The organism is Guyparkeria sp. TX1 (genome assembly GCF_046523965.1).
Lineage (GTDB): Bacteria > Pseudomonadota > Gammaproteobacteria > Halothiobacillales > Halothiobacillaceae > Guyparkeria.
Window position 1 is genome coordinate 1,740,810 of the sequence record NZ_CP144142.1, and the last position, 13,968, is coordinate 1,754,777.

General features: G+C 62.7%; 10 protein-coding genes. 1 reads left to right on the top strand and 9 read right to left on the bottom strand.

The genetic code is table 11. The features are described from left to right. Nucleotides 1–6: 6 nt before the first annotated feature. Together leuC and VWP12_RS08175 are read right to left on the bottom strand one after the other, a co-directional pair. Entirely contained in the window at nucleotides 7–1,410 is a 1,404-nt protein-coding gene (gene leuC, locus VWP12_RS08170; RefSeq protein WP_410473723.1) for a 3-isopropylmalate dehydratase large subunit, read from the bottom strand. 87 nt (nucleotides 1,411–1,497) lie between these two features. Beyond that, the gene (locus VWP12_RS08175) at nucleotides 1,498–1,905 is read right to left on the bottom strand and encodes a DUF2237 family protein (RefSeq protein ID WP_410473724.1); all 408 of its coding nucleotides are present in this window, start codon (nucleotides 1,903–1,905) and stop codon (nucleotides 1,498–1,500) included. Nucleotides 1,906–2,014: 109 nt separating this feature from the next. Here VWP12_RS08175 and VWP12_RS08180 point away from each other — a divergent pair, with 109 nt between their 5' ends. Continuing rightward, nucleotides 2,015–2,908 (top strand): LysR family transcriptional regulator, encoded by an 894-nt coding sequence (locus VWP12_RS08180; RefSeq protein ID WP_410473725.1) that lies wholly within the window; start codon nucleotides 2,015–2,017, stop codon nucleotides 2,906–2,908. A 12-nt stretch (nucleotides 2,909–2,920) separates the two neighbouring features. On the opposite strand, the gene VWP12_RS08185 is transcribed toward VWP12_RS08180, so the two are convergent. The 7 genes from VWP12_RS08185 to VWP12_RS08215 form a co-directional block, all read right to left on the bottom strand. Beyond that, entirely contained in the window at nucleotides 2,921–3,766 is an 846-nt protein-coding gene (locus tag VWP12_RS08185) for an HAD-IIB family hydrolase (protein ID WP_125199146.1), read from the bottom strand. After that, nucleotides 3,756–5,006, bottom strand: coding sequence for an amylo-alpha-1,6-glucosidase (locus VWP12_RS08190; RefSeq protein ID WP_410473726.1), 1,251 nt, complete (start codon nucleotides 5,004–5,006; stop codon nucleotides 3,756–3,758). Before VWP12_RS08190 ends, VWP12_RS08185 begins: the two co-directional genes overlap by 11 nt. A 95-nt stretch (nucleotides 5,007–5,101) precedes the next feature. Continuing rightward, a complete protein-coding gene (gene arsJ / locus VWP12_RS08195; RefSeq protein ID WP_125199187.1) occupies nucleotides 5,102–6,364 on the bottom strand; it encodes an organoarsenical effux MFS transporter ArsJ in 1,263 nt (420 codons plus the stop codon). A 32-nt stretch (nucleotides 6,365–6,396) separates the two neighbouring features. Further along, a complete protein-coding gene (locus VWP12_RS08200) occupies nucleotides 6,397–7,410 on the bottom strand; it encodes an ArsJ-associated glyceraldehyde-3-phosphate dehydrogenase (protein WP_125199148.1) in 1,014 nt (337 codons plus the stop codon). A 461-nt stretch (nucleotides 7,411–7,871) separates the two neighbouring features. Continuing rightward, on the bottom strand, nucleotides 7,872–8,255 hold the full coding sequence (gene gloA / locus VWP12_RS08205) for a lactoylglutathione lyase (RefSeq protein WP_125199149.1): 384 nt from the start codon (nucleotides 8,253–8,255) through the stop codon (nucleotides 7,872–7,874). 104 nt (nucleotides 8,256–8,359) lie between these two features. Next, on the bottom strand, nucleotides 8,360–11,059 hold the full coding sequence (locus VWP12_RS08210; RefSeq protein WP_410473727.1) for an EAL domain-containing protein: 2,700 nt from the start codon (nucleotides 11,057–11,059) through the stop codon (nucleotides 8,360–8,362). 167 nt (nucleotides 11,060–11,226) lie between these two features. Further along, nucleotides 11,227–13,941 (bottom strand): EAL domain-containing protein, encoded by a 2,715-nt coding sequence (locus VWP12_RS08215; RefSeq protein ID WP_410473728.1) that lies wholly within the window; start codon nucleotides 13,939–13,941, stop codon nucleotides 11,227–11,229. Between the last annotated feature and the right edge of the window lie 27 nt (nucleotides 13,942–13,968).

Sequence of the window (13,968 nt, forward strand, 5' to 3'; positions counted from 1 at the left end):
TCTCCCTTACGCTTGACGGACGTCGACGAAATGGCCCGCGATCGCCGCGGCGGCAGCCATGGCCGGGCTGACCAGGTGCGTGCGACCGCCCTGCCCCTGCCGGCCCTCGAAGTTGCGGTTTGATGTCGAGGCACAGCGCTCGCCCGGCTCGAGCCGGTCGGCGTTCATCGCCAGGCACATCGAACAGCCCGGCTCGCGCCACTCGAATCCCGCCTCGAGGAAGACCTTGTCGAGGCCTTCCTTCTCGGCCTGCTGGCGCACCAGCCCCGAGCCCGGCACCACCATGGCGAGCGTGACGTTGTCGGCCACATGCCCACCCTTGATGGCGGCAGCCGCGGCGCGCAGGTCTTCAATGCGGGCGTTGGTGCATGAGCCGATGAAGACCTTGTCGATCTGGATGTCCGTCATCGGGGTGTTGGCCTCGAGCCCCATGTACGCGAGTGCCTTGCGCATTCCTTCGGCCTTGACCGGGTCGGACTCGGCCGCCGGGTCCGGGACTCGCCCGTTGACCGGCCCGACCATCTCCGGCGAGGTGCCCCAGCTCACTTGTGGCTCAATCTTGCTCCCATCCAGGGTAACCACCTTGTCGAACTGGGCATCGGGGTCGGACTTGAGCGTGCGCCAGTACTCGGCCGCTCGCTCGAACATCTCTCCGGTCGGCGCGAACGGCTTGTCACGGAAGTACTCGACCGTCTTTTCGTCGACCGCCACCATGCCGGCGCGCGCCCCTGCCTCGATCGACATGTTGCACACACTCATGCGGCCCTCGATCGAGAGCGATTCGATGGCCGAACCGGCGAACTCGATCGCGTAGCCGGTGCCACCCGCCGTGCCGATCTTGCCGATGATGGCGAGTACGACGTCTTTCGCGGTCACGCCCGGCCCAAGCTCGCCATCGACACGTACCTGCATGGTCTTGGTGCGCTTTTGCAACAAGGTCTGGGTCGCCATGACGTGCTCGACCTCGGAGGTGCCGATGCCGAAGGCCAAGGCGCCGATCGCACCGTGTGTCGAGGTGTGAGAATCGCCGCAGACCACGGTCGAGCCCGGCAGCGTGAACCCTTCCTCGGGCCCGATGATATGCACGATCCCCTGGCGCATGTCGGCCATCGGGAATTCCTGCACACCGAATTCCTGGCAGTTGCGATCGAGGGTACTGACCTGCTCGCGTGAGACGGGATCGACGATCCCGCCAGCCCGATTGGTGGTCGGCACGTTGTGATCCGGCACGGCCAGCATGGCGCCGGTTCGCCACGGTTTGCGACCGGCAAGACGCAGCCCTTCGAACGCCTGCGGGCTGGTCACCTCGTGAACGAGGTGGCGATCGATATAGAGAAGCGCGGTGCCATCCCCTTGTTCATGGACGACGTGCGCGTCGAAAAGCTTTTCGTAGAGTGTCTTTCCAGCCATTGGCGTTTTCCTCCGGATGGCCCATGTCGGCGTCTATCGCCGCCCGGGCAAGAATCCGTTTTTCAATACGTTGGGGCGTTATTTTCGTTAAAACTCGTAAAACCCGTCATCCAGTCCCGAGGCCGGTGGGTCGACGGCGTGTTCAATCAGATCACGCAGCTTGATGACCCGCAGCACCTCGTGGTGTGTCGAGGCCAGCACCACCGGGGGTGCCACGCCGGCCTCGAAGGCCTCTCGCCACCGCCAGGCGCAGACGCACCAGCGATCGCCGGCCGCAAGTCCCGGAAAATCGTAGGCCGGGATCGGTCGGCGCAACTCGTTTCCCTGTGCGGCGGTGTAGTCGAGAAACGCGTCATCAAGCTCCGCGCAAACCCCGTGCACACCACCGTCCTCGGCCCCGACCAAACATCGGCCGTCTCGGTAGAAGCCGGTAATCGGATCCACCGAGCATCTCGCCAGTGGCAGACCGAGCACGTTGAGCGCGTCTGTTTTCATGCGGAGATGATAGTGGCGGTTTATCAATAACTAAAATGGTAATATCTAATGAAGGCCATTCCTAATGGTTATGATAGAACCAGACGGGGCCAAATTTCGGAGATTGGCGATGAACCCCCTTCACTTGGACACCCAGCAGTTGCTGACTTTTCTGGCGGTGGCTGAAACCGGTTCGTTCTCGGCGGCGGCCACTCGGCTGCACATCAGTCAGCCGGCCGTTTCCAAGCGCCTGGCGCAGCTTGAGGAGCGGTTGGGATTCCGGCTATTCGATCGGCTTGGCCAGCGGGTGGTCCTGACCTACCGAGGTGAGCGGATGCTCCCCGCCGTGCGCGAGGTACAGTCTTGTCTGGACGACATCGCGACCGTGGCCGAGGTCAGTGGTGAGGGGCTCAGCGGGCGGCTGGCCCTGTCCCTGAGTCACTATGCCGGGTTGCATCTGCTACCGGAGGTACTCGAGCGATTTTCGGAACACTATCCCGGAGTCCTGCTCGATCTCAGTTTCCACGATTCCGAGCGGGCGATCGAGCAGGTGGCGCTGGGCGAGTCGGCGCTGGCCTATGCCACCCTGCCGCCCCGCCTCGACGATCGGGTGCGCACTCGCGTTCTCTGGGAGGAGACCATGCAGCCGGTGGTGGCCGAACGGCATTGCCCGGGAGGCAGACCACCGGCGCTGGATCGAATCGGCAAGCGACTGCCATTGATCTTGCCCGCGGAAGCGACCAGCACACGCATGGCCATCGATCGGTGGCTCGACGATCGGCGGCTTTTGCCACCGGCGATCATCGAGATCAACCAGCTGGATTCGATCGCGGTACTGGCCGCCACGGGGGTCGGATGGGCCGTGTTGCCAACTACCCTTCAGCGTGAAGGATTGTTGCGGTTGGAGTGTGGGGACGGCGGTCTGCCCACGCGGCGCCTGGGACGGATCGAGGCGGTCGGTCGGGCGCGCAATCCTCTCGCCGAGGCCTTCATGGCGATGGTAGAGGGGCCTGGCAAGGACTGAATCGGCCCCGTCTCATTCGTTCTCCAGCCAAGAGCGTGTCTCGGGCATGAAGTGCACGATGCCTTCGAGGATGCCTGCCGCGTAATTGCCGTTCATCCCATGCCATCCCCCGCGGGCGACGTACAGGCAATTCTCGATGCCCCGCTCCGCGGTAGCGTCCAGGGCGGCCTGCTTGACCCCCTCCCTGGCATTGGCCACTACGATCGCCTGAAGACCACTGGTCAGCGCGGGCAGGTCGTTGCCGCTGTCGCCGGCGAAGACCGTCCGGGCATGCGGCATTTGCAAATGCGCCTGGAGAAACCGGATAGCATGCACCTTGGTAGCTCTAGCCGGCAGGACATCAACCAGTCCGATATCGCGCATCTCGTCGATGCTCCAGATAACGCTGCTGCGCACCCCCGCTTGCGCCAGACGCTCCCTAATTTGCCCGGCAAGCGCGTCTCCATTCAGGGTCGCTGGGGCGTAATAGCTGAGTTTGTAGGTGTTCTGTTTTTCCGGTTCCTGAGGTTCGATATCCGGGATGTCCTCGAGCATTCCGGCGAGTGTCCGGCGATCCTCGCCGCCCCAGTCGGCCGCGATCTCGTCCGCCCAGGCTTCCCAGGGGTGCCAGATGCCCTCGTCGACGCGATAGATCGTCGTCCCCACGTCGCCGATGGCGAAATCCGGGACCGGCAGCGCGAACTCGTCGATTGCCGATTCGAGGAGGTACCGGTCCCTGCCACTGACGTAAGCCAGCGTGACCTCGGGGCGTTGGACCAGCCGGCGGAACAGATCGCGTGCACCCGGTGATTCCGGCTGGTGGCCGTTCGGGATCAGAGTACGGTCGAGGTCGGTACAGACCAGCAGTTCACTCGTCATCGTCGATCCTGAAAAGTGGCTCTCCCTGCAGGGCGTGATGGGCGGTGACCGCAGCGGCGGCACTCCATCCCTGGCATCGTGTCCCGCCTGGCGTGAGCTTGCGCCCGTGCACGAACTCCGGGAACGACCAGGGCTCATCCTCCATCGACAAGGCATTGGCCGCGTGAATGGCGTCGAGGTGCAGCCGGGCCTTTACCGTGTGTCCGCGGCTGGCCAGGTCGGCGACATAAAAGCCCGTGAGCATCGGCCAGAGTCCGCCGTTGTGGAACTCGTACGGTTTGTTTTTGAAGGTGTACGAGAACATCACCTGCAGGTTTTCCCAGTCCCGGTCCACGGGTTCGATGATGGGGTGAAAGGCCGGCAAGAGTGGCATGGCCTCGGGCGTGATCTTCGCGATATAGGCATCAACCTGGTCGCACTGCCAGTCCTTCGCCACACGGAACAGATTGGCGAGAACGTTCGCGAAGGCGTCAAACCGATAACCGTAGCCGGTTGGCGAGAAAAACGGCATCCAGTATTGATCGTCTCGATGCGGCGCGGCCTTGCGCCCCTTTTCGTATAGCACCTCGTGATAGATATCCGCCGACTCGTTGCCGTTAAACCAGAAATTGCCGCGAATCAGGTGAAGCAGCCGGGTGGTTCGATCCTGCAATTGATGGTCTGCCGAACCGTGGACATGAATGTGGATCCGGCAGAACGAGCGCAACGCCTGCAAATAGAGCAGCTGGTCGTAAAGGATGTAGCCGGACTGGACATACTCGTCGGCCCAGTCGCCGGTTTGCGGCACGTAAATCAGGCCACGATCGTTGAACTCCCATGCCCCGAGCAAAAACCGCACGCGCTCCAGAGCCGGCAGGATTTCCTCAAGGAAGGCGTCATCCCCGGTGGCACGCCAGTACTCGGCGCAACCGATCACGAACCAAAGATCCGCATCCACGCGCCCGGTGGTGCCGCCGTAGCTGATACGTTGAGTGGTGGTGTCAACATTGCTGGGGATCTCGCCGTGGGGACCCTGGTGACGCGCCAGGGTGCCGAGCGTCTGGCGCATCGTGGCTACGAGCGACTCTTCCCCGGTCATCAATGCGGCCAGCCCGATGATCACCCCGTCACGGGCCCAAACCCGGCGATAATTGTCCCGCTGGGTGGGCGAGGCAAGGAACCCGTCGTCGGTCGCGCACTGGCGCACCAGCTCCATTGCCTGCTCCAGGCCTTCCTTGCGCGTGTCGGATGATTTCGTCATCGTCCCCATCGGTCTCCTTTTCCGCCATCGTCACGTAGACGAGTGTAGAAGGTAGAGCGCGGAAAGCGGCCCTAAAAGCGGGGCGATGGCTGGCGCTACCCGATGGCGCTATCGCCCTCCCCGCCCAGGCTGGATTCCAGCGCGACGAGTCGCAGACTGAGAAGACCCGCAATCACCACGAAGGCCAGCGCAAAACCGAGGCTGCCGGCAATGCCCAGCCACTGATAGCTCGCCCCCGAAAGCACCGTGCCCAGCAATCGGCCACCGGCATTTGCGGCGTAGTAGAAGCCGACGTTCTGCGAGGCTTTCTCATCGGCCGAATAGCGCAATACCAGGTACGAGTGGGTGGCTGAATTCAGCGCGAAGACCACGCCGAAGAACGCCAACCCCAGCGTGATCATCCAGCCCGCGGTCTGACCCGAGGCAATGGCCAGCAGGAGTGCGCCCAGCGGCAGCACAAGGGCAAAACTCCAGGCGACCGCCGTGCGGGCGCCAGGGCCATCACGTGGGCCATCGTCCGCGACACCGGTATGGATGCCGCCCCTCCGCCGGCGCGTGCCAAGCAACCAGGGGGCGGCGGACTGAACCAGTCCGTAGCCGATCACCCAGAGGGCGAGATATGCCCCGACCCAGTGGAAATCCCAACCGATCGACACCAGGAAGACCGGCAACGCCACCACGAACCAGACATCACGGGCGCCGAACAGGAACAAACGCGCCGTGGCCAGCCAGTTGATCAGGGGCTCGCGCGAAAACATCTGCCGAAAGCCGGTCTTGCCCTTGACGGCCCCGAAACCGCCCGGCAGCGTCAGTGTCATCAAAAAGCCCCCTACCAGTAGCGCGGCGAGCACCCCCATGGCCCCCTGGAAACCGATGGCGGCCAGCAGCACGGCGCCGAGGAAGAACCCGGCCCCCTTCAGGGCATTCTTCGAGCCGGTGATCCAGGCGACCCAGCGGAACAGCTGCGCGTTCCCCTCGCGCGCGACCAGCTTGACCCCGGCCTTGGCCGACATCTTGTTGAGGTCCTTCGCGATGCCGGACAACGCCTGGGCGAACATCACGTAGGCCACCGTCAGCCAGGCGTCCGGAACCGTCAACATCAGCAAGGCGGCGATCTGCAGCCCGGTGCCGACCTGCATGGTTCGATTCAGGCCGATACGCGCGCCCAGCCAGCCCCCCATCAGGTTGGTGACGATGCCGAAGAACTCGTAGAAGAGAAACAGCATCGCGATGGCGAACGGCGAGTAACCGAGCTGGTAGAAATGCAGCACCACCAGCATGCGGATCGCCCCGTCGGTCAGGGTGAACAGCCAGTAATTGCCGGTGATCGTGAGGTAATGGCGCAGTGCCTGATTCATGGCAAGGGGCATGGTGACTCCAGATGCGTGTCTCAGGCCCGGCCGATCATCGACACGAGTTCGACTAGTCGTTGGGCATAGCCCCACTCGTTGTCATACCAGGCGAGCACCTTCACCAGATCCCCGTCTATCACCATCGTCGACGGCGCATCGATGATCGAGGAGCGCGGGTCGTTGGTGTAGTCCACCGAGACCAGCGGGCGTGTCTCGAACCCCAGGATGTCCTTCAACTCCCCCTCGGCGGCCGAGCGCAGCAACCCGTTCACCTCATCGACCGTGGTTGAGCGAGCGGGGGTGAAGACGAAGTCGGTCAACGAGGCGTTGAGTAACGGCACCCGAACGGCAAGACCGTTCAGCCGGCCCTCGAGCTCCGGGAAAATCGCGCCAATGGCCTTCGCCGAGCCCGTCGTGGTGGGCGACAGCGACATCGACGAGGCGCGAGCGCGCCGCCAGTCCTTGTCGCCCTTGTCGACCACCACTTGCGTGTTGGTAAGGTCGTGCATGGTGGTCATCGTGCCGCGCTGGATACCCAGCCCTTCGTGGAGCACCTTGACCACCGGTGCCAGGCAATTGGTGGTACAGGAAGCGGCGGTAACGACCTTGTGATGGCTGGCATCGAACAGGTCGTGATTGACCCCCATGACGACGTTCAGCACCTCATCGTGCTTTACAGGGGCGGCCACGGCGACGCGCGACACTCCTTGCACCAGGTGTCGAGTGATCTCGTCGAACTGCCGCCACCGCCCGGTGGATTCAATCACCACGTCGACCGCCGAACGGGCCCAGTCGATTCCCTCGACCGACTCGCTCTGGGTAAAGCGAATATCACGACCGGCCAGCGTCAGGGTGTCGCCCTCCCCTCCAATGGGCTGTTGCCAACGGCCATGAACGGAGTCGAATTCGGTCAGGTGGGCCATGCAGGCTGCGTCGGCAGCCGTTTCATTGACATGCACCACCTCGAGGTCGAGTTCCGGGCGATCGGCCAATGCCCGAAAGGCCAATCGGCCGATACGCCCGAAACCGTTGATACCTACCCGAATCGGCATGACTGAATTCTCCCGTTGGTGTCGATGGCCACGATCTGCGCGGACACAGCATATGGAATAAAGGATATGACGCAGCCTACCCCGTGAACATGACAGTTCCGTTTTGCCACTGGCCGGCCCCGGGAAGTATGCCTGTCGTTCCCGGTTGGTGACACACACTGGCAGACAACGCGAGGGCCGGAATTGCCCGGGTTCCGAGCCGAAAAAGTTTTTCACAGAAACTGTGGATAACTATGTGGAAGAAACCCAGAATTGTCGGCCCCACAAGGCAGGAGACGTTATTGGTTAATTTTTAACCAAACTGAAGCACTTGCGGCATAAATGCTTAATAACAACTAGTTAGCGCGTTTCTTTCGCTAACTGACTGATTCATCGTCCACGAAAAAGGCGCAACCGACGTTGCGCCCCGCTTGATGTGGAAAATACCGGCTGTCAAGGCTTGACAGCGGCCTTTTTTACCGTCACTTCGCGCCGATCAATTCGATGGCATAACCGTCCGGATCCGCGACGAAGGCAATGATGGTGGAACCGGCATTCATCGGGCCGGGTTCACGCAGGATCTTGCCCCCTTTCTCGCGAATCTTCTCGGCCGCCGCGTAGACGTCATCGACCTCGATCGCAATATGGCCATAGCCGTCGCCGAGGTCGTACTGGTGATCACCCCAGTTGTGGGTCAGTTCGAGCACTGCCGTTTCGCTCTCCTCGCCATAACCAACGAACGCCAGTGTGAACTCACCGGCCGGGTAGTCCTGCTGGCGCAGCAGCTTCATGCCGAGCACGTCGGTATAGAAGGCCAGGGACTTCTCGAGGTCACTGACACGGATCATGGTGTGAAGCATGCGCATGGGTCATCTCTCCCAATTGAAATGAATCGAAATCTGGTTTGAATCGGTGGCGCGAGACTGTAGACGATCAGCTCAATCCGTGCGAGTAGGCTCAAAGGCGCGGCTCAACGCTTGTCCAACGGTGTCGGACGATGCAGCAAAAAGCCCTGGATATAATCGACCCCCATCTCGGTCACCTGCCGGTACTGGTCGTCGGTTTCCACCCACTCGGCCACGGTCTGTGCGCCCATGACGCGGGAGACCTGGACGATGGCGGAGACGATGACCGCAGCCACGGGGTCGTGTGACAGGTCTTCGACCAGTCGCCCGTCGATCTTGACGATGTCCGGGTTCAGGCGACGCAGGTATTCGAACGACAGGAAACCGCCGCCGAAGTCGTCCAGGGCAAACCGGCAGCCAATGCGGCGCATCGCCCCGATCAATCGTTCGGCCTGGTCCAGGTTGATGATTGCCGCGGTTTCTGTGATCTCGAACACCACCCGAGACGGGTCCACGTCCCAGTCGCCGAGTTCCTGGCGAATGAAGTCCAGCATCTCGGGTTCCTGCACCGAATGCGCCGAGAGGTTGATGCTGAGGGTGCCGCTATCCGGTGACTGTCGAGCAAGCCAGCGACAGCTCTGGCGGATCACCCAGCGATCGATTTCGCCCATAGAATGATGTTTCTCGGCTATCTCTATGTATTCACTGGGAAATCTCAGGCGACCGTCGGCATCAGTAACGCGCAGCAGCATCTCGTGGATTATGGGAATGCCTGCCTTAACCGGGGCGATACGCTGGGCGGCAAGATCCAGCCGGTCCTCGGAGATTGCCGCCCGCAAAGCGTTGAAGCGTTCGATCTGTTGCTCGCGCTCCAGCAGCTCGGTGTCCTCGCCCGAGAATTGCACCACCCGGTCGCCGCCCAGCCGTTGGGCACTCTGACAGGCACGCTCGGCATCTTCCAGGCGGCGCGAGGCCAGCAGGTCGTCGCTGTCGATCCGGGTCACGCCGACACTAGCCTTGAGGCGCAGGTGCTCGTGCTCGTCCGGCAATCGAAACGCGTGAATGATCTCGAGCACCTCGCGGGCGACCAGCATGCAGGTATCACGGCTGGACAGGGGCATCCAGATGGCGAATTCGTCGACCCCCATGCGTGCGAGTACCGCATCCGACGGCAATTCGAGCGAGAAGTGACTGGCCAGCGAGGCGAGGATGCGGTCACCCAACTCACGGCTGCCGATTTCATTCAGCAGCCGGAATTCGTCCAGGTCCGTCCAGATCAGGCAACTGGCATGGATCGGCTCGTTTCGTGGCGCCTTGCCGGGCATGGCCTGGGAGAGGAATTCCTCCATGGCCTCGCGGTTGAGGACCCCGGTCAACCGGTCGTGCGTGGCCCGGTAGGTCAACAGGGCATGGGCCGAACGCAGATCGGTGACATCCAGCATCGACACGAGCAGTTGGGTGCCGCCCTCCGCCTCCAGCCGACTGAGCTTGAGGTTGACGTCAAATCGTTGATTGTCACGTTCGATCACGCCGTCGACCGAACGCGTTTCCAGGGTCTCGACCCGTTCGACCAGGTCATCGAACGCGCACTGCGGGGACACCCCCTCAATCTGGAGATTGAACGCCTCGCAGAAGGACCGCCCGATCAGTTCCCCCTCGAGATCGGCGCGAGCAAATTCTTCGACCGCCCGGTTCGTGAGCAAAATGTGCCCCGAGGCGTCGGTGAGTACCGCGCCGGTATGTAGGCCGGAGAAGGCACGTCGGAGTCGGCGTTTCTCGGCACCCAGCCGTTTCGTGGCACGGCGGGCCTGCCAGGCGAACAGGGCGAGCACCGCGGCCAGGATCAACACCAGGTAGTGCCAGAAGTGCCGCAGCAGCGAGCGCGGCGAGATCGGCTCGGGGAGCCATTTGTCGTGCAGGCGATCGACGATGGAGTAATCTAGTGGCGTGCGCCATCCAGCGATACGTGCCTGATCCGCCGCGGGCGCCTCGGCCGGCATGGCGATCAGTTGGCGGGCAACCCGGGCTGCGAGCCCCTTCGGCGCTTGGCCGGTGGCGGCAAAGGGCCATTCCGGGACCAACGGTGTATTGCTGGGATACGGAAAACCCTGGCGCTCCGCTGTCCCGACCGGAACCAGTCGGCTGTCGGGGTAGGCTTCCAGGTAGCGCTGAAAGAAGCTGGAGCGAACTACCCCGGCATGCGCCCGACCATCGAGCACGGCATCCACCACGGCTTCCAAAGGCAACCCGGTGAAGATCGGCGTGATCTGGTGTTCCACGTCCAGCCCGGCATCTTCCAACGCCTGCATCCCGAGTAGCCAGCCGCCCAGTGCATTCGGGCTGGTCCCGGCAACCCGGGTACCCACCAGATCATCCAGTTCGACAAACCCGGTACCCTGGCGGGTAAAGATCACCGCACCCAACTGCTCCAGTCGCTGGCCATTGCCCTTGACCACCAGGGTCGCCAACGGCCAGATGGAATCCAGACGCGAAAGCTCTGAAAACTGCAGCGATTGCGTCAAGACGAAATCAAGCTGGCCTTCGACAAACGCATTGCGCAACTCGGAAAGGAACAGCGGCCGGATGACAAAACGATAGCCCGGGTTGCGTTCGCTCAGGTAGTCGGCGGTAGCCTGCCAGCGCCTGGCCGCGTCATCCTTGCCGGCGTAGGCGAGTACTCCAACGTGGATCGGCGTTTCTGTGCTGTTCTGAGCTTCCTGCGCCTGCACCGGGCCGACACCCAAACCCACCGCCAAGGCGAGAAAGGCCAACGCGATCCATCGCCCACCGGAAACCAACAAGTGTCTGCCAAGCGTGTCAGCCATGCCCAACTTCAAATCCGTGCCGAACAGCGGCATGTCATCGTCACCATCAAAGTCCCTTCATGAGCAATCGGCAAACCGGGAATGTTCGCGCATGCGACGATCAAGGCCCGAAATGCGAGAGATAGCGTGCCGTCAACACGCGGTCGTTGATTACGTGCCGAACAACGTCAGCCCGTCAGTGCCTCGCGCTCCGCGGCAAGTCGCCCGATCAGTGGTTCCGGGCGATGCAGCAGGTAGCCCTGGGCAAAATCCACCCCGATACGCTCGAGTTGCGCCAGTGTCGTCGGGGTCTCGACCCACTCGCCCACGGTACGAGCACCCATGACATGCGCCACATCGTGAATGGATTCGACGATGACGGCCGCGACGCGATCGTGCTCCAGGTCGCGGACCAGTTTTCCGTCGATCTTGACGATGTCCGGTTTCAATCGACGCAGGAACTCGAACGAGATCAATCCGCCGCCGAAGTCATCCAGTGCCACCAGGCAACCGAGCTCACGTAGCGAGGCTATCAGTTCGGCCGCCTGATCAAAATTCGCGATGGCCGCCGTCTCGGTAATCTCGAAGCATAACCACGTGGGATCGATCTCGTATCGTCGCAATTCGTCCCGGACAAAACCGACCAGCTCACCGTCTTTCATCGACTGGCCAGACAGGTTGATCGTCAATCTCGCCGGCGGCGCGGCACCAGCGACCCGATGATCACGTAGCCCCTGCAATGTCCGGCGAACCACCCAGCGGTCGATTTGCGGCATGTAGTTGAATCGTTCGGCCAGCTCGATCAACGGGGCCGGCGAACCCAAGCTCCCATCTTCTCCAGCCAGGCGCATCAACACCTCCAGACGCACGCCGTCGGTCTCGGCAGCGCCGATGGCATGGATCTCCTGGGCGTGCAATACGAAGCGGTCCTGTTCGACGGCCTGCTTGAGCCGGTTGAGTTCGGCAAAATCGTTCTGGCGCAGGGACCGCTCGGCGCCGCTTTCCTCGAATACGACCAGGCGGTTGCCACCGAGCTTCTGGGCGGTCACGCAGGCCGATTCCGCCTCCTCGAAGACGGTGGCGGCGTTGTAACCCCCGCCGGCCACCAGATCACGGACACCGATACTGGCCGACGTGCGCAGCGACTGATCGTCGCCATCGAGGCGGAACTCCCGAATCGCATGGAGAATCCGTTCCGGCCAACCATCGCCGGCCGAGGAAGGCAGATAGATGCCGAATTCGTCACCGCCCAGCCGCCCAACCGGGGTATTCGGCGGCAACATCACCCGCAGGTAGCCCGCCAGGCGCCGGACCAGTTCATCACCCATCCGGTGCGAGCCACCCTCGTTGACGAGGCGGAAATGATCCAGATCCACCCAAAGCAGCGTGCCGCCTTCACTGCCCTGCTTCGCGTCAGCGAGTTGCATCCGCGACTCGATTTGCTCGAGGAAATGTCGTCGCGTCAGCAGGCCTGTCAACTCGTCGTGCGTGGCTCGGTAGGCCAGCTGACGACTGGTCTCGTCGAGCTCCGTGATGTCCATCATCGAGATGACCAGCCGCCGCACCCCGCCTCTCTCGTCCATTCCGTCCATCCGGGCGGCCGTGAGGTTGAGCACCCGTCGAGGATAGCCATGCGCGAGAATCACCGCGTATTCCACCCAGCTGCGAGTGCCAAGCTCTTCGATCATGCCGGCCAGCGAAAAGTCGTGCGTGTCGTGGCGCAACATCAACGCGAACACGTCCGTCAGGCGCTGATTCATAGCCTCGTTCGGCTGCATACCCTCGGGCAGCAATCGCTCGGCAGAGGGATTGAGGAACTGGATGCGTCCCTCGCCATCAAGCGTCACGACCGCGTCGTGCATCGCAGTCAGAGCGGCCCGGTGCTCACGTTCGCGACGGGCCAGGAGCCGGCGGGCATGCCATTGCTGCCAAAGCAAAAGAGACAACAGTGCACTCAGGCCAACGGGTGCTAGCCACCAGTACGCGCGCAACCAATCGACCACGGTCATCGGCGGCGTCAGCCAACGGTCGGCCAGTGACTCCAGGCCGCCGTAATCCACCGGCTCGGACCAACCGGCGATATTGGCGGCACGAAGCGGCGGTGAAGCCGTAGGCATTGAGAGCAGCGCCAAACGAACCTGTTCGCGCAACGTCAATTCGGCGCGTGTCGTCGCTGCCAACGGCCACTGCGGCACCAGCCGGGTCGAGAGGACATGCGGATAACCCGGCTCACTGACGCGGTTCAGCACACTGAACGTATCGGTGGCATAGCGCCCGGCCTCGATTTCCCGCGTGAGCACATCGGCCCGAACGATACCTGCATCGGCCCGCCCGGCCGCCACCGCGCCGAGAACGTTGGTCATCGGCAGGCCGACATATAGCGGCAGGATGTCCTTATCGATCGACAGCCCGGCCCGCTCGATCTCCTCAGCACCGAGGATCCACGCCCCCAGGGCATTGGGAGCAACCCCCGCCACGATGGCGCCCTGCAGGTCGCCCAGATCGCTGATCTCCTCTCGCCCTGCGAGCCGCACGATCGCCGAACCGAAGCGATTGCTGGGGTTGCCCGCCTCGTCGACCACCCGGGTGGCCAGGGCTTCGAGGCCGTAGTCGGCCCGCAACTGGACGAATTGAAGTGGCTGGAGGTGCACGAAGTGCAATTCGCCCTGCCGCACGGCACGCGCCACCTCCTGCAGATACAGCGGCCGGATCTCGAAACGCGTCCCCTCGATGCGGTCACTGAGATAATCGGCTGTCGGGTTCCAGCGTGCCTTCGCCTCTTCCTTGCTGGTGATCGTGAGCACGCCGATCGTGATCAGTCGACCTTCGCTGGCCCAGACCTGGGCATGAACCGGCGACTGCCACGCCCCTAACAAGATGGCGGTAAGCAAAAGACGTTGCACTAGAGCAATACCGAATCGGTTTCTCCA